Source organism: Halococcus sp. IIIV-5B, assembly GCF_003602035.1.
Classification (GTDB): Archaea; Halobacteriota; Halobacteria; order Halobacteriales; family Halococcaceae; genus Halococcus; species Halococcus salsus.
On sequence record NZ_QZWE01000004.1, the window covers coordinates 150,359 to 171,177 of the forward strand.

The window sequence follows — 20,819 nt, forward strand, 5'->3', positions numbered from 1 at the left end:
TCGCAAGCCACGAAGCCACCATCCAGGAAGACAACGAACCTATAACCGATGCGACTGAATGGGGACGTAGGGAGACGAACGGGAGTGGCCAAACTACATGGGTAACGACGACCGCGAAACCGACGGGGGTATCGTGTCGTCGGTCGGCGACCTCGTCGTGGTGTCGAACCGCCAGCCGTACACCCACAGCTACGAGGCGACCGACGACGGACGCGAGATAACGGTGAGCCGGCCCGCCGGCGGGCTGACCGCGGGGCTCGACCCGGTGATGCAGGAGACCGACGGGACTTGGATCGCCTGGGGCGACGGGGAAGCCGACGCCGACGTCACCGACGAGAACGACGAAGTCCGAATGCCGCCGGAGAGCGAGGCCTACACGCTCAGACGCCTCTGGCTCACCGACGAGGAGGTCGAGGGCTACTACTACGGCTACTCGAACCGCGTGCTCTGGCCGCTGTGTCACGGCGGCACGATGAAGGCCGAGTACGTCGAGCGCTACTGGCAGCGCTACCAGCAGGTCAACCGGACGTTCGCCGACGCCACCATCGAGGCCGCGAGCGAGGATTCATTGGTCTGGTTTCAGGACTATCACTTCACGCTCGCGCCCCGACAGGTCCGCGAGGCGGTCCCCGACTCCACGTTCCTGATGCACTTCTGGCACATCACGTGGCCCGGTTGGGACACCTTCCGGTCGTGTCCGAACCAGGAGGCGCTGCTCACCGGGCTGCTCGGCAACGACCTGCTCGGGTTCCACGTCGAACGTTACTGCAAGAACTTCCTCGACTGCGTGGACGAGGCCCTGGAGGACGCGTTCATCGACTACGACGGCAACCGGGTCAACTACGACGGCCACACGACCACGGTTCGCGCGTTCCCGATGGGCATCGACGCCGACTCGATCCGCGAACACAGCGAGTCGGCCGATGAGGCGTTCTGGAACGAGTTCAAGACCGACCACGGTATCGAGCCCGACACCAGGGTCGTCGTGGGCGTCGACCGGCTGGACTACACCAAGGGCATCGTCGAGCGCCTCGACGCGTTCGAACGGCTGCTCGAAACCCGACCCGAGTGGCGTGGGGAGGTGTGTTACGTCCAGAAGGCCAACGAGAGCCGGTCGCTGATCCCCGACTATCAGGACCTCCAGACCGAGGTGCAGGAGTCGATCGAGCGGGTCAACGACCGGTTCGGGACCGACGACTGGCAGCCCGTGGTCTACATCAACGAGTTCATCGCCCAGGACGAACTCTGTGGGCTCTATCGCTACGCCGACGTGATGCTCGTGAGCGCGGTGCGCGACGGCATGAACCTCGTCTCGAAGGAGTACGTCGCCGCACAGGTCGACGACGACGGCGTGCTCGTGCTCTCGGACCAGGCGGGTGCCTACGAGGAACTCGGCGAGTGGGCGCTGACGATCAACCCCTACGACACCGACGCGTTCGCCGAGACGATCGAGACCGCACTGACGATGGACCCCGACGACCGCGAGGACCGCATGGCGGCGCTCCGCGAGCAGGTCGAGTCCCAGGACCTCTTCGCGTGGATGGACGACATCTTCGCGACGGCGAACGAACTCAGGGAGAAGAAGATCGCCAGTGACGGGTGAGCGCTCCGACGGGTCGGGTTCCGACCAGACTCCGAGCGACGACGTCGACCCCGACCTCCGGTCGGCGATGGCCACACGGCTCCGCGACGCCGACGGCCTCCTCTTCTGTACCGACTTCGACGGTACGCTCGCGGGTATCGAGACCGACCCCGACGCACCGGCGATCGGCACCGCGAACCGCGAGGCGCTCGAAACCCTCCGCGACCACCCCGGGGTCCACGTCGCGGTGATCAGCGGACGCGAACTCGCCGACCTCCGCGAGCGCGTCGGGATCGAAGGCATTGACTACGCCGGCAACCACGGCCTCGAACTCTACCAGGGCGAGGAGGCCTCGGTCCATCCAGAGGCCGCCGAACGCGAACGCGAGCTCGAACGCATCGTCGACATGGTCGAGGACGACCTCGCGGGCACCGACTGCTTCGTCGAGAACAAGACCGTGAGCGCGACGATCCACTATCGGAGCGACCCCGAGCGCGAGGCCGAGGTCCACGACGCGGTCGAGAGCGCCGTCGAGCAGGTCGCGCCCGACGGGTTCGAGGTCTCGACCGGCAAGGAGATAATCGAACTCACGCCCGCCGTGGCGTGGGACAAGGGGAAGGTGGTCTCGCAGCTGATGGAGGACTACCCCGACTCGCTCGCGGTCTACATCGGCGACGACACGACCGACGAGGCCGCCTTCCGGGCGCTCTCGGACGAGGACATCAGCGTCCACGTCGGCGACGACGAGACCGCGGCGGCCTACCGACTCGCCGACCCCGAGGGGGTCACCGCGTTCATCGAGTGGGTGGTCGAAGAAGGCCTCGACGAACTCGGCGGTCACGCCGACTGACCGACCAGGGGTCGACCGCGCCGGGCGCAGGCTTATGCCCTCGGCGACGCAAACGAGGGACATGGGACTCATCAGCCTCCTCACCTCGAAACGGTCCGGACAGCTCAGCGCGCTCTCGATGGTGGTCGAGGCCGCCATCGCCCTCTACCGGGGCAAGAAGGACGTCGCGGCGCTCTACCTCGGCGCGGCCGTGCTCGCGTACCGGTCGAGCGTTATCGGCGCTGTCGCCGAGATACTGATCCGTGCCTATCAGCGGCTTCGATAAACGGGAAAACGCGGCTTCGCGGTCGGTCGACCTACGCGCCGGCTTCGTCGAGCGCGGACTCGATCTCGTCGCGCTGGGTGACGCCGATGAACCGTTCGACGACACCGTCGTCGTTCTCGACGACGAGGGTGGGGATCGAGCGAACCTGGTACTCGTTGGCGGTCTCCTGGTCCTCGTCGACGTCGATCTTCTCGAACTCCACGCTCCCGTCCCGGTCGGCCTCGATCTCCTCGAGGATCGGGTCCTGAGTCTTGCAGGGGCCGCACCAGTCGGCGTAGAAATCCTTCAGTGTGACGCTCATTGTTCACCTCTGGTTACGTCACCACCACTGATAAGCGTTGTTCACCGGCCAGCGGCCGACGAAAGGCTTAGGACTCTCCCGGCTCCAGCGATGGTATGAGCAGCGGCCAGAACTCCGGCGGGCTGATGTCGAGCGCGGGACTCGTGCGGTACTTCGACGCCGAGGACCAGAACGCGATCCGGATCAGTCCGGAGTCGGTCGTGGCCTTCGGGGTCGCGTTCGGGTTGTTCGTGATGGCGCTGACGGTCATGCTGTAACCGGACGTTCTTTTTCGTCCATCGCCTCCGTCCGCTATGAGCCTCACCGCCGGCGTGATAGCCGTTCAGGGTGATTTCCGCGAACACGCGAGCGCCATCGAGCGCGCGGCCCGCGCCCACGGCGAGCGCGCGGAGCCGATCGAGGTCCACACCTCGGGGACCGTCCCCGACTGCGACCTCCTCCTTCTCCCGGGTGGGGAGTCGACGGCGATCTCGGCTCACCTCCAGCGTGAAGGTATCGCCGCGGAGATACGCGAGCACGTCGCGGCTGGCAAACCCCTGCTCGCGACGTGTGCCGGTCTCATCGTGGCGTGTACCGACGCCGGCGACGACCGGGTGGACTGTCTGGACCTCGTCGACGCGACGGTCGCGCGCAACGCCTTCGGCCGCCAGCGCGACAGCTTCGAGACCCGACTCGACGTCGAGGGGCTCGACGAGCCGTTCCCCGCCGTGTTCATCCGTGCGCCGCAGGTCGCGAGCGTGGGCGAGTGCGAGGTGCTCGCGACGTTCGACGGCCACCCGGTCGCGGTGCGCGACGGCCCCGTCATCGGGACGGCCTTCCACCCCGAACTCACCGACGACGCGCGGATCCACGGGCTGGCGTTCTTCGAGTCCCCCGAGTGACCCCGCCGGTGACAGCCTTTTGCGCATCGGCGTCGTCGGTGGGGTATGAACGCCCACATCGACGCGGTGCGGGTCGCGGGGACGCCGTCGGGCCCGGTGCCGGTGGTGTTGTTGGCCCCCGACAGCGAACCCGACCTCCTGCCGATATTCATCGGGTTCGACGAGGCCGCCGCGATCGCCCGCGGGCTCGACGCGGTCGATATCGGCCGGCCGCTGACCCACGACCTCCTGCTCGACGTGGTCGAGGAGCTCGGCGGTCGGGTCGATAAGGTGGTGGTCGATTCGCTCGAAAGCGAGGGCGAGGGCGGTACCTACACCGCGGACCTCCATCTCGACACGCCGCGGGGCACCACGGTGGTCGACGCCCGGCCGAGCGACTCGCTCGCGCTCGCGGCCCGGACGGGAGCCGACATCGAGATCGACCCCGGCGTGTACGACGAGGGCCGTCGCGAGCGCACGACGTTCGACGACCTCGACGACATCCGGGAGGTCGCGGACCTGTGAGCGACGACTCCGCCCGCCAGACCGACCCGGTGCTCGACGACCTCGTGGCGGTCATCGAGGACCGGAAGGAGACCCTGCCCGAGGGGTCCTACACCGCCTCGCTGTTCACCCACGAGAAGGGCGAGAACAGGGTGCTCGAAAAGCTGGGCGAGGAGGCCACGGAGGTGATCCTCGCGGCGAAGGACGACGACCACGAGGAGCTGGTCGCCGAGAGCGCGGACCTGGTCTATCATCTCCTCGTGACGCTCTCGATGAACGACGTGAGCCTCGACGAACTCAGGGCCGAACTCGAAACCCGGCGGTAGGCGAAGTAGAACTGTTATCGCGGGGCGAAGCGGTGGCGGACGACTTCGCTGTCGTCGTCCCACTCGAACTCGTCGTGGACGGCGTCGAGGCGCTCGCGGTAGGCGTTGAGGTCCGCCGAACCCTCCGCTCGCGCGTCCTCGTCGGTGAGGTCGCCGAGTTTTCGGGCTTCGACGTCGAGCACCTCGAACATCTCGCCGCCGACCTCGAAGGTGTCGCCCTCCTCGGCGTACTGGTGGCCGCGGTGGAGCTGGGTGACGGTGCCGTCGGCGACGAGGCGTTCGAGGTGTTCGTTCGGGAGGAGGTCGCCGGGCTGTATCTGGGCCATGCGCGGGCTACGCGGCCGGTGTGCAAAAGGAATCGGGTGCCTCGTTCTCCGTTCGGTTACGCGAGGAGGCTGCCGACGGCTCCGGCTATCGCGCTCGGGATGGCCATGATGAACGCGAGGCCGACCCCGATGACGAGGACGCTCCCGCCGAGCAGCCCGCCGAACCCGAGCGCGACGTCGAACACGGCGACGAGTAGACCGACGAGGACCGCGACGATGATGCCGCCGAGCGCGCCCGCGAGCAGGCCGTGCCAGAACCCGCGACCGAGTCCCCCGCCGGCGATGTAGCCGGCGGCGAACCCGCCGACGACCGCCGCGAACAGCTGGCCGATCACGGGAAGGATAGCGCCGACGATGCTCAACACCAGTTCGATGAGAAACCCGATCCCGACCGCCCGCCAGTTGGTCATAGCCGTGAGTAGTCGGCGGGATGGTATATTCATATCGACTGCGGGTCTCCGGGGCGAGGGCTCGCGCGCACCGACGAACGCGCTTTTACGTATCCCTGCTGTACGGGCCGCATGATTTTCGAAGACCTCCCCACCACGCCGACCGCGGAGGAACTCATCGACCGGGCGTTCTCGCGGGCGGCGCGGGCCGGACGGGCACAGTCGGGCACCGACGGCCAGCAGTCGATGCTCCAGACCGCGGCGAACGTGCTCTCGGACAACCTCGAACACGTCGTGACGAGCTGGCCGGACTTCGACACCGTCGACCCGTTCTACTACGAACTCGCCGACGCGCTCGTCGAGGTCGACGAGCTCAGAAAGAGCCTCTCGGAGGTCCGCTGGGCCAGCCAGAAGACCGCCGAACTCAAGAGCGAGTACCAGGGCCGGCTCCGCGGCGACGTCGAGACGGCGCGGAAACTCAGAAAGCAGGCGTTCGCGCGGCTCGCGGACGTGGTCGAGGAGGTCGAGCCCGACCTCGAACGGCTCGGAGCAGCCCGCGACGAGCTCCGAACCCTCCCCGACATCCGCCCCGACGAACCGACGATCGTGGTCGCGGGCTTCCCGAACGTCGGGAAGTCCACCTTCGTCAACCACGTCACGAACGCCCGCGGCGAGGTCGCCTCCTACCCGTTCACCACAACCCGGATCGGCGTCGGCCACCTCTCGCGCGAGCGCATCCGATACCAGCTGGTCGACACCCCAGGACTGCTCGACCGCGACGACGGCACCCGCAACGAGGTCGAACTCCAGGCCGAGAGCGCGCTGGCCCACGTCGCCGACTGCGTGCTGGTGTTCGTCGACGCGAGCGAGGCCTGTGGTTTCCCGCTTCCCCAGCAGCTCGCGCTCCGCGACCGCGTCGAGGACCGCTTCTCGGTGCCCGTGCTCACCGTCTGTACGAAGGCCGACCGTTCGGACGATCTCGACGCCGACCACTATCTGAGCGTGGAACAGGAGGAGGGTATCGAGGAACTCGTCGACGCGGCGGTCGAGGCAGTGGGCTACGAACCCGAACTCCCCTACTGACCGCGGGGTTTTCCTTCCGGCCCTCGAATCCCGGCTATGCACTTCGACCAGCGCACCCAGCGCGCGCTCCGCGAGGCCGGGCTCTCGACCGACGAGATCCGCGAGGCCTCGAAGCGCGTCGTCGCGGCCACCGAGGACGACGCCGAGAAACTGGAAACCTTCTTCGCCGACCTCGAAACGGTCTACTCGGACATGGACCAGGCCCACAGCGCCGAGGCGTTCCCCGAACACGAGGTCGAATATCTCGATCTCTTCACCCACGCGAACGACATCCGGGGTTACCTCCGGTTCTCGACGTGGGGTGTTCCGGTCGAGGGCGGGCGCGTGCTCTCGGAGGACCTGGTCGAACTCTCGCTCGGCGACACGGTCAACAGTCGAATTCAGTTCGCCGCCTCGCGCGAGGCGTTGCAGTGAGTCGGGCCGACGGCGGACGCGACGCGGACCGCCAGTGGGTCCGGATCGAGGAGGAAGTCCCGAGATGGGGACTGGTGAGTCGGCCGCTGACCACCGTCCGGGAACGCGAACTGGTCGTCGATTCGGCGGGTGACGACGAGGGACCGGGGACGGCGGACGACCCGCTCGCGACGATCCAGGCGGCGTTCAACCGCCTCCCGGTCTTCGTCCAACACGACGTCACGATACACGTTCGGCCGGGGAGCTACACCGACGAAGCGCCCGCGATCCACACCGGGCCGCTCGTCCAGAAGGCCCAGTCCACGCTCCGTCTCGTGGGCGACCCGGACGAACCCGAGCGCGTCGCGGTCGAGTCGGGGATCAACTCGACCTTCTGGGGAAAGCAGTCCCACTACTCGATCCAGGGGCTCGCCTTCGACGGCCTCTCGCAGTTCGCCGGTCCGGTCTCGCTCCGTAACTGCGTGTTTCGTGGCAACGGCGACGCCGCCATCTCGGGGAAGAACGGCCACGTCTTCGCCAAACGATGTGCGATCGGATCCTCCGGGGATCGATACGCCATCTGGAGCACGCTGATGGAGTCATATGGACTCGTGAACTGCTCCCTCGCCGCGAACGAGGCCGCGATACGTGCCAACGGCCCCGGAACGCATCGGCTCTCGGGGAGCTGTTCGGTCGACGCGCCGACCGCGTTCGACGCCGATTCGGGGTCGCTCATCGTCCACGGCGAGGAGCTCTACGTCGGCGGGCGACGCTACACACCGGACTGAGGTGGGTCGGTTGGTCGTCGGTTATCGGCCGTAATCCGCGTCGCCCGTGCCGCCGGTGAGCGCGCTGGCGAGCGCGCCCTCGACCACCACGTCGTCGCCGAGCGAGGTGAGTCGGATCTCGGGGACGTTGGTCATCACGAGGTCGTCGAGGCGTTCGCGCATCGGGTCGACGACCTCGGCCTCGTTGTTGAGCGCGACCGCGCCGCCGACCGAGACCACGAGCGGCGCGTAGGCGTGGACGATGTCCGCCATCCCCAGCGCGTTCCAGTCGGCGAGCCGGTCGATGACGTGGCCCGCGAACGCGTCGTCGTCGTTCTCGAAGATGTCCACCGCGGTGAACCCCTCGTCCTCGATCGGAAGGGCGGTCTCGGGCCGGCCGTCGTCGTCCCAGAGCAGGCGGGCGTACTCGGGGATGTTGCTGCCCGCACAGTAGGCCTCCCAGTGGCCCTCCTTCCCGCAGCCGCAGTCCATTCGACCGGTTGGATCGACGGTCATGTGACCCGCCTCGCCGGCGTTGCCGTCCCAGCCGCCGAGGATGTTGCCGTCGACCGCGACGCCCGCACCGATCCCCGAGGAGATCGTGAGGTAGACCATGTCGTCGGGGTTGCGCTCGGCGTGGTAGCGCTCGCCGATGACGCCCGCGGCGACGTCCTTGTGGAGGTAGACCTCGTCGGTGTCGAGGAGGTTCGAGACGGGGCCGCGGAGCGGGACTTCCCCCACGGGAATGTTGGTTGGTTCGACGAGTCCCTCGGTGAGGTCGAGGCGGCCCGCGGCGGCGATGCCGACCGCCTCGACGGCCGTGGGGTCGACGCCCGCCGCCGCCGTCGCTTCACGGAGGCTTTCGAGGATCGCTTCGGTGACCGCGAGCCCGTTGGGGCCGCGCGGGGCTTCGCGTCTGTCGGACCCGTCGATGTTCCCGTCCGCATCGGCGACGACCACCCGGAGGTTCGTCCCGCCGAGGTCGACGCCGGCGTAGTTCGCCATAGCTCGATCGTGGCGGCCGGCGACTTAGTTCATCACGGTTCGTCGCTGTGAGCGTCACGCCTCCGTACGGGGTTCAATACGAACCCGTGAAGCGAACCGAGACCGGTAACGGGGAGTCAACCACCCCATCGTGAAGATCTACACGTCGACAGGGACCACACCCTTGTGGAGTTACGGCGGCAAAACCGCGAGGAAGCGTCTATTCGATACGAAATCCTGGGGGTTCCCAATGGCGATCCCTGTTTCGTCGGTGGTTTCGTCGATGGCCGTCTGCCCACGAACGCTAGGACCGTACGTCGGGTTGAACCGCGATGAACACCTCGTTCATCCGCTCTCGATGCTTTACAAATGATATTTCGGACGAATATGGAATTATTTATATGCCTCTGTTTGGATGAACTATCAAGCGACGGAGGGAGGAAGAGAATGTGTGAGGAAACGACGGCCGAAACGACTGAACGCACCGAGATACCGTTCACGACCGAATTACCGCACCGCGCCGCTCCCCTCGGTCGACCGATGGGTTCTGGGGTCACTGAAGACCGCTGGGTGAGGGGATTCGACGGTTCCACTGACGACAACCGTGTTCGGTGGCGAAATTTGACCAAACCGATTGATCCCGCTCATAGATCCCTTTCAGTCCCGCATCAGATGGTGAGGGTACTGTGCTCCATTGCAGGGGGATGGGGGCGTGACGGACTCTCGTTCGAAAGTAACGACGGACCTCGAATACCCGTATCCAAACCATAACAGATGCCACGCAACGACGAAGCCACCACGACTGACGACGAAGCGACGACCGAATTCCCACTCAACAGGCGTTCGTATCTGACGTTTACCGGAGCCGCGATCGGGTCCACTGGTTTGCTTTCAGCGCGGGGCAGCGCCGCTACCGAACGTCACGGGATCCAGTTTCGGACGGTCGTTGATATGGTCGATGATGTCGGCTGCGACCCCACGGGCTCCGAACCGTGCGACGATTTGATCACCGATGCTGCCGACGACTATACCCTGTTGAAATTCCCTCCCGGGGAGTACAAACTCACGCAGAAAAACGTCGTGCTCGAGATGACGAACATCGGCTTCTTCGGCGAAGGCGATGTTGCGTTCAAAGTACCGACCAATTTCAATCAGAAGGCGCTGGTGGTCGACCGCGGTACGGGAGTGTTGTTCGAAGGCATCGATATCGACCTCACGGCGTCCGGGGCAACACCCGGTCTCCACCTCGGTGCGGATGACGACCTCGAGATCCACGACGTGGAGTTCATCGGTCAGGGGATCCATCCCGACAGCGATCCACGAGGTGAAGGAAGCGGTAATCCCGAGGTCACTAACGCGCTTTCGCCCATCGTTCGTTCGTCCGATGGGGTCGGACGGGTGACGAACGTCGTCGCGAAGAACGCGGGATTGATGGGTGCGTACAACCGGGGTAGCGGTCGTATTGGCATCTGGGTCGGCATCGCCACGGAGGGGACGATAACTTTCGAAAACTGCCACATCTCGGGATACCCGAACAACTCGATGTACTGTAGCCGGACTTACGGCGTCGTGCAGGTGGAGGGCGGGGTGTTCAGGAACAACGATATCACTCAAGTTCGCATCGGCAGCCGCGGAAGCTACGTCGACGGTGCGACCATCGAGGTCGATATGTCATCGAGCGACAGTCCAAACCCGAACGATATGCTGAACGGCCGGGGTGTTCGTCTGGAGGTCGGTTCGCTCGATACCGCGGGTCCGGTGGTCAGGAACTGTGACGTCGTCGTTGCCGACGCATCACACTCGAGTGGCGGCGTGGTAGCGTCGGCGGATATCGGTCGGTTCGAAGTCGCGAACACCCGGATCCGGAGCGACGTCGACGGGGTACGGGGTCTTCTCGCGAAAGACCCTACCGGCGGGGCTTACTCGACTGACTCGCCGTACGACGGCACGGTTCAAAACGTGAGTATTGTTGGGAGTGCGGACGGGAGCGCGGCCATCGAGATCCGTCAGCGCCCCGGGGTCATGGTCGAGGGATGTTGTATCGAATCCAGTGAGGACGGTCGCGACGGTCTTCGACTGGTTGACTCCGATGGATGTGTGGTACGCGATTGTACGATCAACACGACCGGTAGAACCGTGGTACGCGAGAACAGCGCTGTGGATATCGGTACCATCTCGAACAGCGGTACGTGTCCGGTACCGACCACCGATGACACGAACCCGGATACCCCATCGGGGAACACCGGGCGGAACGTTCTCACTATCGAAGGCGCGACGGGTGCCGACTACGAACTGGCTGTGAGCGGCGATCTTGAGCAGAGCACCGCGATGAGCGGTGCGACGGCTGACCCCAACGACACGATTGACGGCAAAACTGCTACCGGCCAGGTGGATGGTGGCGGCCGGGACAGCTACGCGTTCTCCGGCGAGATAGCGCGGCTCAGGCTCGACGGCGGAGCGAACCTCTACTACAACGAGGACTCGGTCGATCCGGCCACCTACCTCGATCACACGCTCACGATAGAGAGCGAGAGCCGTGCCGAATACACGCTGGTGACGAGCGACGGGGTCGTGAAGAGCGCGTCGATGGATGGTGCGACAGTCGACCCCAACGACGGCATCGAAAACGATACCGTAACGGGTCAGGTGGGCGATGGTGGCCGAGACAGTTATGCGTTCCCCGGCGAGGTCGTCAGCTTGGACGTCGACGGCGATGCGACCGTCTACCGTGACGGACAGCAGGTCGATCCTACCGAGATCGGATCGAGCGTTCTCACGATCGAAGGTGCACCGGAGACCGACTACGAACTCGGTGTCAGCGGCGACCTCGAAAAGAGTACTGCGATGACGAACACCACTATCGACGATCCTGATACCCTTGACGGGTCGAACGCATCAGGACACGTCGATGGGGGTCGCGACAGCTACGAGTTCTCCGGTGAGATAACGCGACTCGTTCTCGACGGCGGGGCGAACCTCTACTACAACGGTGAAATGGTCGATCCGTCCAGATACCTTCCAGATACGATATCGATCGATGGTGCGCCGGGAACGGAGTACGAGATCGCGACCACCGACGGTATCGTCAAAAGCACGGTCGTGGATGGAACCACCGTCGACCCCAACGACGATATCGATGGGACGACCGCCACTGGTCAAGTGGGTGGTGGCGGCCGGGACAGCTACGCGATCCTCGGCGAGATAACGCGGCTCAGGCTCGACGGCGGGGCGAACCTCTACTACAACGAGGACTCGGTCGATCCGGCCACCTACCTCGATCACACGCTCACGATAGAGAGCGAGAGCCGTGCCGAATACACGCTGGTGACGAGCGACGGGGTCGTGAAGAGTACCTCGATGGATGGTGCGACAGTCGACCCCAACGACGGCATCGAAAACGATACCGTAACGGGTCAAGTGGGCGAGGGCGGCCGAGACAGTTATGCGTTCCCCGGCGAGGTCGTCAGTTTGGATATCGACGGCGATGCGACCGTCTACCGCGATGGGAGTCGTGTCGTGAACGAGGAGCGCCGCTCCCCCCCGTCCGATGCGCTCCCGGCGTTCGGCCGGCTCGGTTGATATCCGCACCGAGACGTCTCTCTCCCCTCGATTTTTCGATTCCTCGAGGCAAGACGATAAATCGCTTCGAGGACGATCTAACTCATGATCGAACCAGACCTCTCGGGGCGGACGGCGCTGGTGACCGGCAGCGCGAAGGGTGTCGGGCGCGAACTGTTGTTGTCACTGGCCGAACGCGGCGCGTCGGTCGCGGTCCACTACAACACCAGCCCGGACGCGGCCGAGGAGGTCGCGGACGCGGCGCGCGAGCACGACGTCGAGGCGGTAACGGTGCAGGGCGACGTCACCGACCCCAGCGCCGTCGGCGAGCTATTCTCGGCGGTCGAGGCCGACCTCGGGAGTGTCGAGATCCTCGTCAACAACGTGGGTGCGTTCGCGCCGACTCACTGGGAGGAGATCGACTTCGAGACGTGGAACCTGGTGCTCGAAACCAACCTCAACGGGACGTATCTCTGCTCGAAACGCGCCCTCCCTGGGATGCGCGAGAACGACTGGGGCCGGATCGTGAACGTGGGCTACGCGAGCGCCGACAGACTCCTCGTCGCGCCGAAGAACTTCCCGTACTTCGTCGCCAAAGCAGGAGTCATAATGTTCACCCGGATGCTCGCCGCCGACACTCAGGACACCGAGATCACCGTGAACGCCATCTCGCCGTACGTGGTCGAGAACTCGGACGTGTTCCCCGAGGACCTGCCGCGGGGCCGCGCGGCATCGTTTGAGGATATGTCCCAGGCGATGTTGATCTTCCTCGAAGACGGTAGCGACTACCTGAGCGGGCAGAACCTCGCGGTCGACGGTGGCTGGCGACCCGAACGGATCTGAGCGGGGCGGCGGCCGCCGCCGCCGGCGGTTGCGGCGCGGTCGCAGTGCGGTCGCCGCGGCCTGCGGTGGCGGTTGCGGTTCCTGGTATCTCGGCGAGCGGGAGCGAGCCGAGGCTCAGGAGAGCTGTGCTCTCCTGGTGGATGAAGGGCGAACGAACCCCGGAGGGGTGAGTGAGGGCTTCAGCGGAGGCGGTGCTGTGCGGTTGCGGAGTGTGAGGTCGTTGTACCGCGAGTGAGGCCGCAGGCCGAACGAGCGGCCCTTTTTAGTCCAGGTTTTTGCGAGGAGTGGTGCGCGAAGCGCACCCGACGAAGTAAAAAAGTGGTTTTAGAACGCGTCGCCTTCGACCGAGATATCGGCGTGGAGCTCCTCTTTGAGGGCGGAGTGGACGTGGCAGATCTCCTCGCCGGTCTCGACGAGCGTGTCCTCGTCGCCGCTGATGTCGGCCTCGACGCGCATGTCGAAGCGGATCGCGGTGAGGTCGTCGTCGTCGTCGAGGTCGGCCTCGGCGTCGATCTCGACCTTTCCGAGGTCGTCGTAGTCGTTCTGCTGGGCACCGACGCGGAAGGCCGGAATATAGCACGAGGCGTAGTCGGCTACGAGCGTCTGGTTCGGCTCCGGCCCCTCCTGTTCGGTCGCGTCGATGGTGAGTTCGAACTCGCCGAGGCGGCTGGTGGTCGAGAAGCCTTCCTCGGACGTACTGTTGACGGTGATGTCTGCCATTGCGCTCGCGGGTTGGACTGCCGGCGACGTAAGCCTGTCCCACTCGTGTGCGTGGCGGCCGCGGTCCCACGGTGGACCCGGTCGAGGGTCGGAACGGTCGAGCGCGGGTCAGTCGAGGGTGAACGAGCCGTCGTCGTCGAGGACGTGGACCTCGCTGTCGGCGGCGCGTTCGTCGACCGCGTCGGCGAACTCCTGGGGGTCGGCTTCGAGCGGCGGCATGGTGTCGTAGTGCATTGGGAAGACGTGCGGCGCGTCGAGCCAGTCGGCCGCGATCGAGGCCTGCCAGATCCCCATCGTGAAGTGGTCGCCCATCGGGAGCGCGACCGCGTCGGGCTGGAGGAACGGCGCGATGACGTCGCGCATCTCGGGCATCAAGCCCGTATCGCCGGCGTGGTAGAACGAGGTGCCGGTGCCGTCGGGACCGGGCTGCTCGTCGCTCACGAGGACGCCGGTCGGCATCCCGAGTTCGTACTCGTAGCCCATGTCGATGCCGCTGGTGTGGTCGGCGCGGTGCATCGTGACGTAGGCGTCGTCGCACTCGACGGTCCCGCCGATGTTCATCCCGATCGTCTCGGCGACCCCGAACTCCGCCTCGACGTAGGCCGCGAGTTCGGGGGTGGCGACCACGGTCGCGTCGGCGAACTCGCCGACGTCAGCGATGTGGTCGGCGTGGCCGTGGGTGAGTACGACGTAGTCGGGCTCCTCGATGTCCGCCGGCTCCTTCGACGTGTGCGGGTTGTCGAAGAACGGGTCGATCAGGAGGCTGGTGTCGCCGACCTCGACGTACCACGTCGAGTGGCCGTGCCAGGTGAGTTCCATTGCAGTCCCCGATACTCGCGCGGCACACTTAGTTGTGCGGCGGGCGTGTGAACAATTCACGCGGCGGGTTCCGGCGACCCGTCAGGGGTCGTCCCGGCGGTTCCCGTCGGGACTGGCCTTGCGGCGCTCCGCTTCGAGCCCGCGGATCTGCCGGAGGTAGTAGAGCACACCGACGAGGGCGACGACTACGAGTATCGCCAGCCCGCCCGCGAAGATGTAGAGGTCGCGTTCGAGGTAGTACCGGACGGCCACGCTATCGCTCTCGACGTTCTCCCAGTGGATACGGACGTGGCCCGAGGCGGTGCGCTCGGTCTCGTAGTCGCCCGGGTCGACCCGCGCGAGTGGTTCGTAGTCGACCCGCATTCCCTTCGGAATCGTGACCTCGTAGCTCCCGGGGACGAACGTCTCGGTCACGAACTGCTTGCCCTGGGCCGAGGACTCGAACGCGACCCGGCCGTCGCGCGCCGGGAGGTCGATCACCGTTCGCTCCTGTTCGTTGGTCGCGTTGAGTTTCGGCGAGGCCGCCGTCACCACGCTACCGTTAGGGTACTGGAACTTGAGCGCCGAGATGGCGAGCGGTCGGTCGCGCTGGAGGCTGTCGCGACGCTGAACCACGAATTCGGAGCGGTTATCGACGCGGTAGACCGCCTCGTAGCTCCCGCCGGTGATGTTGATCGAGGCGTTGACGTCCGTGTTCCAGTCGTAGCTCTCGTTCTGGGTGAGCGCGTCCTGATTCGCGGGGCTCGGCCCGAACGCGGACGTACAGCCGGCGAGCGCGACGAACGCGAGGAACAGGACGAATCCGAGCGCTCGCGTTCGGTTCATTCGACGACACAGAGGAGTTCGGCGGGGAGATAGCCCCCGATGCTCGCGAGCAGTCCCGGTGGGTCGGTGCCCTCGGCACAGACGATGCTCTGTTCGAGCAGCCCGAGCCGCTCGACGGTGATGATGTCCTGGGCGTGGCCCGCCCGGTTCACCGTCGCGCGGGTTTCCCCACGTGTCGCGCTGTTGACGTTGACCCGACCGGGTCCCCGCGACCACTCGTAGAGCCGGTCGCGCTCGGCGTCGGCCAATCGGTTGGGGTCGCCGTAGACGAACTGCATCGGGAGATGCTGGACCAGCCCGTAGCGCGTCCGGACCTGGTCGGGCGTCCCGGGACCCAGACCGAGTTGGTCGCTCGGAATTCGAATCTCCTCGCCCGCGTCAAGCACCAGTCCCTCGTCGTCCCAGTGTTCGAGGGTGCCGGTGTAGACCTCACCCGCCTCGAACTCGGGGGTGATAGCGCCCCACTCCTCGCGGAGGACGTTCCGGGCGACGGTCTCGTCCTCGCCCGACACCGTGACGCTCGGGAAGTCGTCGTGGCGGAGCCCGACCTCGTACTCGACCGCGAGGTCGCCGACGGCGTTCTCGACCAGCGACCGGAGACCGTCCAGCGCCCGCTCGCGGGCGTCGCCCTCGACGTAACACTTGGTAGCGAGAACGACCATCAGGCGGGGACGTTGAGTTCGGACCGGAGCCGATCGATGCGGGTGTCCATCCCCTCGATGAGCTGGTCGTTGTCGAGCGATTCGAGCTCGGAGCCACACTGGGGGCACTCGAAGCCGAACTCCATGGCCTCCTCGAACTCGAAGCGGATCGAGTCGGTCTGACAGAGGAAGAACTCGTGGGTCCGCTCGTACTCCCGGCGCTCTTCGAGCGCGTCGAGCAGCCGCTCCATCTCGTCCCGGAGGTTCTCGGGGATCGAGTCGTACTCGAACGTCCAGAGGTAGGTCAGCCAGCCCGAGTCCTCGTCGCGGAGCCGGCGGTAGCTCGCGAGGTCGTTCTCGTAGAGGATGAACAGCGCGCGCCGGACGTCGTTGAGTTCGAGGTCGAGATCCTCGGCAAGTTCCTCGTCGGTGACTTCGCCGTCGGGTGGGGCGGCCGCGACGGGCATCCCCCGCGGACCGACGAGCTCGTGGAGATAGGTCTGCACTACCGGATCAGAAAGGAGGTCCTCGAACGCCATTTGGCCCTATTCGGGTACGGGGGCGGGTAAACCCATCGTTCACTCCCCGTCGTTACCGGGGCTCTCGACACGCTTGCCGCGGGCCTTCGGCACCACTCGGCGCTCGGCGTCCATCCACTCGCGGTCGAGTTCGCGCCCCTCGAAGAGCCGGTCGAGGAACACCGCGAGCGAGGCCACCTCCGAGTGGGGCTGGTTGGTGACGGCGACGTTGTAGTCGGCGGCCTCGTAGACGTCGAAGGAGACCTTCTCGGCACCCACGACGACCAGCAGCGGCCGGTCGCGGTGGGCGCTTCGGATCTCGGTTTCGACCTCCTCCACCGGGAGACCGTACATCGTGAGGTGGACGACGGGACCCGGGAACTCCTGCAGCAACGGGCGGTAGGCGTCGGTGACCTCGACCTCGAACGGGCCGCCGAAGCGCTCGGTGATGTCGGCGACGGTCTCCCCGGGGCCGGCGGCCTCGCCAGCGAAGACCACCCGGTCGGCACCCAGCGCTCGGGCGGTGAGCCCCACGTGCGAACTCATCCGCTCGTCGCGACCCGGCCGGTGGCCGAGCCGGAGCACGTGGACTTCGGGTTCGCCCTGCATCTCACTGCGCGGCGTCGATCGCCGAACTGATCGCGTCGACGGTCGGGTCCACCGCCGTTCCGTTGACGAACACCGCCGGCGTCCCTTCGATACCCTTCTGCATGCCCTGCTGTTTGTCGCTCACGATGGTCCGTTCGAACCGCCGGTTCGTCGCGGCGTTCCTGATCCGGTTCGCACCGAGCCCGGTCTCCTCGCCGAGCGACGCGTAGAACTCCGGGCCCAACGAACTCTGATTCGCGAACAGCTGGTCGAGGTAGGTCCAAAAGGCTTGGTCGCCGGCGAGCGCTTGGGCGGCCCGGGCGGCGTTCGCGGCCGTGTAGGAGGCGGGGTCGTCGACCGGGATGGGGAAGTCGTGGTGCTCGTAGCGGATGTCGTTCGAGTCGATGTAGTCGCTCTGTATCTCCGGCACGACGTTCTGCACGTACTCCTGGCAGTGCGGACAGGCGTAGTCCTCGTAGGCCGCCACGGTCACGCTGGCGTTCGGGTCGCCCTTGACGGGGGCGTCGAGCGGCTGGTTAACCGAGAGACCGCCGCTCGCGTTGTAGTTGGGGAGGTCTGAATCCGCGCTCGCCGAGCCGCCACCCAGGCCGAGACAGCCGGCGAGGGACGTGAGGGCGACCCCGCTCGCGCCGAGCAGCATCCGGCGGCGGGTCGACGTCGATCTGTCCCCCGTTCGGTCCGCCGGCCCGCGGTTCTGGTCCATTGGTTGACCATTACGCCCCGGCGCGCATAAATCCCGCGACCCGCGGCGGATCCGGACCGCAGGGACCGCAAGAGCCATACTCCACGACTCGGCATTCGGGACATGAACCTCACCGACAAACGCGTGCTCATCACGGGCGGGGCGGGTCTCGTCGGTTCGCACCTCGCGCGCCACCTCCTCGACGACAACGAGGTCGTGGTGGCCGACGACTGCTCGAAGGGCGACCGCGAGCGGGTTCCCGACGGGGCCGAGTTCGTCGAGGCCGACATGACCAGCGAGGACGACGTCGCGGCGGCCGTCACCGAGGACCTCGATTGCGTCTTCCACTTCGCGGCCTACACCGACACCAACTACGCGGACCCGCGCCAGCTCTTCGAGGAGAACGGCGCGATGACCTACAACGTCCTCGAACGCATGGACGAGGTCGGCGTCTCGAACATCGCCTTCACCTCCTCTTCGACTGTGTACGGCGAAGCCCCGATGCCGACCCCCGAGGACCACGCACCGCTCGAACCCATCTCGATCTACGGCGCGAGCAAGCTCGCCGACGAGGGCCTGCTCTCGACCTACGCTCACTCCTACGACTTCACCGTCTGGCTCTATCGCTTCGCGAACATCGTCGGCCCGAACCAGCGCGGCAATGTGGTACCCGACTTCATCGAAAAGCTCGACGAGAACCCCGACGAACTGGAGATCCTCGGTGACGGCAGACAGGAGAAATCCTACCTCCACGTCTCGGACTGTGTCGAGGCGGTCTGTCACGTCGTCGAGAGTACTGAAGAACCGATGAACACCTACAACCTCGGGACCGAGACCACGACCTCGGTAACCCGAATCGCGGACATCGTGGCCGACGAGATGGGGGTCGACCCCGAGTACTCCTACACCGGCGGCGACCGCGGCTGGACCGGCGACGTCCCGAAGATGCGGCTCGCGGTCGAGAAGCTCACCGACCTCGGCTACGAACCCGAGCTGTCGAGCGACGAGGCGATTCGGCGCGGCGCGCGCGAGCTCATCGACGAGATCTGTTAAACCGAGAATTCGGTTCGCGCTTCACACTCCTGATTTTCAGCTTCGAGGGTCGCCACCGCGGTGTGGGTCCCCGACACCGGGCTCGACCACTCACCGTCGTAGGTCACGGTCTCGCCGGGCGCGAGTTCGTCCGACCGAAGCGCCTGGGCGAACATCTTCCCCTCCGACCACCGCCAGCGCTCCCCCTCACCGTCGAGCACGATGAAATCGGCGGTCCGAGCGCTCCGGAACGAGAGCGTCACGGGCTCGTCTCCGTCGTTTTCGACGGTGAAGGTGAACGAGACCCGGTCGGGGTTCGTCCGGAGGTCGAGGCTCCCGGTAAGTGACATGCGCGGATGTCGGCGCGCGCTTGCAAAAACGTCGGGGACCGTCGTGGTGGCCCCGCCGAACCTATTCGGCCGTGAAGACCGGCGCGACCTCGTCGTTGGCTTCGAGCACGCCGTCGAGGACCACCCGGTCGCCGATCCCGACCTCGCCGGTGAGCCGGCCGGTGACCCGCGCGCCGTCGAGTTGGACGATTCCTACTTGGTAGGGAGCTTCGAACCCCACAGGGGAGACCTCGACCGTGGTCTCGGTGTAGACCTCGCCCGCGGTCGGGAGTTCGGTCGTCTCCACGTCCTGACTCCCGCACTCGTTGCAGACCGCGAACGGCGTGCCGTAGATCGTCCCGCAGTCCGGACAGCGGACCCCGAGGAGGTCGCCGTCGCGGAGCGCGTCGACCCACTCGGCGTGACTCAGGCTCATTCGCGGGCCTCCATCACCGTGACGACGGTGGTCGCGGCGTCGCCACCCAAGTTGTGCGCGACGGCGCGTTCGGCCCCGTCGATCTGGCGCTCGCCAGCGTTGTTTCGGAGGTGTTCGGTGAGCTCGACGATCTGGCCCGTTCCCGTGGCCCCGATCGGGTGGCCCTTCGCCTTCAACCCACCCGATGGGTTGATCGGCCGGTCGCCGTCGATCGCTGTGCGACCCTCGGCGGCGGCGGGCCCGCCCTCGCCGTCCTCGAAGAAGCCGATGGCCTCGCTCGCCATCACCTCGGCCCCCGTGAAGCAGTCGTGGACCTCCGCGAAGTCCATCTCGTCGGCGCTCGTCTCGGCCTGCTCGTAGGCCTGACTCGCGGCGTCGCGGGCGGCCTGTGTGGCCTGAACGACGGGTTTCGCGCTCAGCGGGACGATGTCGGTCGCGTGGCCGACGCCACCGACGTCGACAGGGTTGTCGAACGAGTCCGCGTTCTCGTCGCTGGTGACGATGACGGCGCTCGCGCCGTCCGAGAACGGACAGCAGTCCATCAGCCGGAACGGGTCGGCGACCACGGGGGAGTCGAGGACGTCCTCCACAGTGATTTCCTTCCCGAAGTGGGCGTTCGGGTTCCGGGTGCCGTTGGCGTGGTTCTTGACCGCGACGTGGGCGAGCTGCTCCTCGGTGGTGCCGTACTCGTGCATGTGGCGCTTCGTGAGGAGCGCGAACACGCCGGGGAACGTGAGTCCCGTCGGCTGTTCGTAGTAGCGGTCGGAGGCCGAAGCGAAGATCCGCGTCATCTCGCCGGTGCCGAGACCCGTCTCGGGGGTGCAGCGCTCGACGCCCCCAACCAGAACGGTGTCGTGAACCCCTGCCTCGACCGCCTCGACGGCGTTCTTGAACGCGTTCGAGGAGGTCGCACACGCGTCCTCGAAGCGCTGACAGGGGATCCCCGCGAGCCCGATCTGGGCGGCCACCGCGGGCGCGAGGTGGGTGTCGTTCTCGGTCTGGCCGCCCATCGCGTTGCCGAAGTAGAGGGCGTCGATGTCGTCGGGGCCGACGCCGGCGTCATCGTACGCGCCGAGCGCCGCCGTCGCGAACAGTTCCGTGAGGGTGCGCTCGTGGACGCCGAACGTCGTCATGTCCGCGCCGACGACGCTTGCTCGTGTCATCGACGTTTATCAAG

General features: G+C 66.3%; 27 protein-coding genes. 13 read left to right on the plus strand and 14 right to left on the minus strand.

What is annotated here, in order from left to right:
- The first annotated feature begins 97 nt into the window (after positions 1 to 97).
- From D3261_RS04910 to D3261_RS04920, 3 genes are all read left to right on the plus strand, one after another.
- A complete protein-coding gene (locus D3261_RS04910; RefSeq protein ID WP_120069676.1) occupies positions 98 to 1,603 on the plus strand; it encodes a trehalose-6-phosphate synthase in 1,506 nt (501 codons plus the stop codon).
- Positions 1,593 to 2,432, plus strand: a complete 840-nt coding sequence (otsB, locus tag D3261_RS04915; RefSeq protein WP_120069679.1) for a trehalose-phosphatase — start codon at positions 1,593 to 1,595, stop codon at positions 2,430 to 2,432. Before D3261_RS04910 ends, otsB begins: the two co-directional genes overlap by 11 nt.
- A gap of 61 nt (positions 2,433 to 2,493) precedes the next feature.
- Positions 2,494 to 2,697: a hypothetical protein gene (locus tag D3261_RS04920; protein WP_120069681.1), complete on the plus strand. Its 204-nt coding sequence runs from the start codon at positions 2,494 to 2,496 to the stop codon at positions 2,695 to 2,697.
- Positions 2,698 to 2,728: 31 nt separating this feature from the next.
- On the opposite strand, the gene trxA is transcribed toward D3261_RS04920, so the two are convergent.
- Positions 2,729 to 2,998: a thioredoxin gene (gene trxA, locus D3261_RS04925; protein ID WP_120069684.1), complete on the minus strand. Its 270-nt coding sequence runs from the start codon at positions 2,996 to 2,998 to the stop codon at positions 2,729 to 2,731.
- A gap of 95 nt (positions 2,999 to 3,093) precedes the next feature.
- Here trxA and D3261_RS04930 point away from each other — a divergent pair, with 95 nt between their 5' ends.
- The 4 genes from D3261_RS04930 to hisE are packed head-to-tail and all read left to right on the plus strand — an operon-like array spanning position 3,094 to position 4,688.
- On the plus strand, positions 3,094 to 3,255 hold the full coding sequence (locus D3261_RS04930; RefSeq protein WP_120069686.1) for a preprotein translocase subunit Sec61beta: 162 nt from the start codon (positions 3,094 to 3,096) through the stop codon (positions 3,253 to 3,255).
- 36 nt (positions 3,256 to 3,291) lie between these two features.
- Entirely contained in the window at positions 3,292 to 3,879 is a 588-nt protein-coding gene (gene pdxT, locus D3261_RS04935; protein ID WP_120069689.1) for a pyridoxal 5'-phosphate synthase glutaminase subunit PdxT, read from the plus strand.
- 45 nt (positions 3,880 to 3,924) lie between these two features.
- Entirely contained in the window at positions 3,925 to 4,383 is a 459-nt protein-coding gene (locus D3261_RS04940) for a bifunctional nuclease family protein (RefSeq protein WP_120069691.1), read from the plus strand.
- The gene (gene hisE / locus D3261_RS04945; RefSeq protein ID WP_120069693.1) at positions 4,380 to 4,688 is read left to right on the plus strand and encodes a phosphoribosyl-ATP diphosphatase; all 309 of its coding nucleotides are present in this window, start codon (positions 4,380 to 4,382) and stop codon (positions 4,686 to 4,688) included. Before D3261_RS04940 ends, hisE begins: the two co-directional genes overlap by 4 nt.
- Positions 4,689 to 4,702: 14 nt before the next feature.
- On the opposite strand, the gene D3261_RS04950 is transcribed toward hisE, so the two are convergent.
- Both D3261_RS04950 and D3261_RS04955 read right to left on the minus strand, forming a co-directional pair.
- Positions 4,703 to 5,014, minus strand: a complete 312-nt coding sequence (locus tag D3261_RS04950; RefSeq protein WP_120069695.1) for an ASCH domain-containing protein — start codon at positions 5,012 to 5,014, stop codon at positions 4,703 to 4,705.
- Positions 5,015 to 5,070: 56 nt separating this feature from the next.
- Positions 5,071 to 5,424 carry a DUF5518 domain-containing protein gene (locus D3261_RS04955; RefSeq protein ID WP_120069698.1) on the minus strand — a complete coding sequence of 118 codons (354 nt, stop codon included), beginning with the start codon at positions 5,422 to 5,424 and terminating at the stop codon, positions 5,071 to 5,073.
- Between the two features lie 111 nt (positions 5,425 to 5,535).
- On the opposite strand from D3261_RS04955, the gene D3261_RS04960 reads away from it, so the two are divergent.
- Genes D3261_RS04960 through D3261_RS04970 form a run of 3 tightly spaced genes read left to right on the plus strand, consistent with a single transcriptional unit; the run spans position 5,536 to position 7,667 of the window.
- Positions 5,536 to 6,486, plus strand: a complete 951-nt coding sequence (locus D3261_RS04960; protein WP_120069701.1) for a GTPase — start codon at positions 5,536 to 5,538, stop codon at positions 6,484 to 6,486.
- 36 nt (positions 6,487 to 6,522) lie between these two features.
- Positions 6,523 to 6,900, plus strand: a complete 378-nt coding sequence (locus D3261_RS04965) for a hypothetical protein (protein WP_120069704.1) — start codon at positions 6,523 to 6,525, stop codon at positions 6,898 to 6,900.
- Complete coding sequence (locus D3261_RS04970; RefSeq protein ID WP_120069707.1) at positions 6,897 to 7,667, plus strand: hypothetical protein; 771 nt, start codon at positions 6,897 to 6,899, stop codon at positions 7,665 to 7,667. The genes D3261_RS04965 and D3261_RS04970 overlap by 4 nt, the downstream gene beginning before the upstream one ends.
- A gap of 21 nt (positions 7,668 to 7,688) precedes the next feature.
- On the opposite strand, the gene D3261_RS04975 is transcribed toward D3261_RS04970, so the two are convergent.
- A complete protein-coding gene (locus tag D3261_RS04975) occupies positions 7,689 to 8,651 on the minus strand; it encodes an ROK family protein (protein WP_120069710.1) in 963 nt (320 codons plus the stop codon).
- Between the two features lie 930 nt (positions 8,652 to 9,581).
- On the opposite strand from D3261_RS04975, the gene D3261_RS04980 reads away from it, so the two are divergent.
- Together D3261_RS04980 and D3261_RS04985 are read left to right on the plus strand one after the other, a co-directional pair.
- Complete coding sequence (locus D3261_RS04980; protein WP_199693926.1) at positions 9,582 to 12,209, plus strand: hypothetical protein; 2,628 nt, start codon at positions 9,582 to 9,584, stop codon at positions 12,207 to 12,209.
- 84 nt (positions 12,210 to 12,293) lie between these two features.
- Positions 12,294 to 13,031, plus strand: coding sequence for an SDR family NAD(P)-dependent oxidoreductase (locus tag D3261_RS04985; protein ID WP_120069713.1), 738 nt, complete (start codon positions 12,294 to 12,296; stop codon positions 13,029 to 13,031).
- A 324-nt stretch (positions 13,032 to 13,355) separates the two neighbouring features.
- On the opposite strand, the gene D3261_RS04990 is transcribed toward D3261_RS04985, so the two are convergent.
- The 7 genes from D3261_RS04990 to D3261_RS05020 form a co-directional block, all read right to left on the minus strand.
- Positions 13,356 to 13,751 (minus strand): OsmC family protein, encoded by a 396-nt coding sequence (locus D3261_RS04990; protein WP_120069715.1) that lies wholly within the window; start codon positions 13,749 to 13,751, stop codon positions 13,356 to 13,358.
- 108 nt (positions 13,752 to 13,859) lie between these two features.
- Entirely contained in the window at positions 13,860 to 14,570 is a 711-nt protein-coding gene (locus D3261_RS04995; RefSeq protein ID WP_120069718.1) for a metal-dependent hydrolase, read from the minus strand.
- 81 nt (positions 14,571 to 14,651) lie between these two features.
- Entirely contained in the window at positions 14,652 to 15,395 is a 744-nt protein-coding gene (locus D3261_RS05000; RefSeq protein ID WP_120069720.1) for a DUF5803 family protein, read from the minus strand.
- A complete protein-coding gene (locus tag D3261_RS05005; RefSeq protein WP_120069722.1) occupies positions 15,392 to 16,057 on the minus strand; it encodes a DUF2110 family protein in 666 nt (221 codons plus the stop codon). The genes D3261_RS05000 and D3261_RS05005 overlap by 4 nt, the downstream gene beginning before the upstream one ends.
- Positions 16,057 to 16,575 carry a transcription factor gene (locus D3261_RS05010; protein WP_120069724.1) on the minus strand — a complete coding sequence of 173 codons (519 nt, stop codon included), beginning with the start codon at positions 16,573 to 16,575 and terminating at the stop codon, positions 16,057 to 16,059. The genes D3261_RS05005 and D3261_RS05010 overlap by 1 nt, the downstream gene beginning before the upstream one ends.
- A 39-nt stretch (positions 16,576 to 16,614) precedes the next feature.
- Complete coding sequence (locus tag D3261_RS05015; protein ID WP_120069727.1) at positions 16,615 to 17,163, minus strand: tRNA (cytidine(56)-2'-O)-methyltransferase; 549 nt, start codon at positions 17,161 to 17,163, stop codon at positions 16,615 to 16,617.
- Position 17,164: 1 nt separating this feature from the next.
- The gene (locus D3261_RS05020; RefSeq protein ID WP_233553892.1) at positions 17,165 to 17,866 is read right to left on the minus strand and encodes a thioredoxin domain-containing protein; all 702 of its coding nucleotides are present in this window, start codon (positions 17,864 to 17,866) and stop codon (positions 17,165 to 17,167) included.
- 102 nt (positions 17,867 to 17,968) lie between these two features.
- Here D3261_RS05020 and D3261_RS05025 point away from each other — a divergent pair, with 102 nt between their 5' ends.
- A complete protein-coding gene (locus D3261_RS05025) occupies positions 17,969 to 18,898 on the plus strand; it encodes an NAD-dependent epimerase/dehydratase family protein (protein WP_120069729.1) in 930 nt (309 codons plus the stop codon).
- Here D3261_RS05025 and D3261_RS05030 read toward each other — a convergent pair.
- The 3 genes from D3261_RS05030 to D3261_RS05040 form a co-directional block, all read right to left on the minus strand.
- Positions 18,895 to 19,227 (minus strand): BsuPI-related putative proteinase inhibitor, encoded by a 333-nt coding sequence (locus D3261_RS05030; protein WP_120069732.1) that lies wholly within the window; start codon positions 19,225 to 19,227, stop codon positions 18,895 to 18,897. The genes D3261_RS05025 and D3261_RS05030 overlap by 4 nt on opposite strands.
- Positions 19,228 to 19,288: 61 nt before the next feature.
- Positions 19,289 to 19,642: a Zn-ribbon domain-containing OB-fold protein gene (locus D3261_RS05035; protein WP_120069735.1), complete on the minus strand. Its 354-nt coding sequence runs from the start codon at positions 19,640 to 19,642 to the stop codon at positions 19,289 to 19,291.
- Positions 19,639 to 20,805, minus strand: a complete 1,167-nt coding sequence (locus D3261_RS05040; protein ID WP_120069738.1) for a thiolase domain-containing protein — start codon at positions 20,803 to 20,805, stop codon at positions 19,639 to 19,641. Before D3261_RS05040 ends, D3261_RS05035 begins: the two co-directional genes overlap by 4 nt.
- Positions 20,806 to 20,819 lie beyond the last annotated feature (14 nt).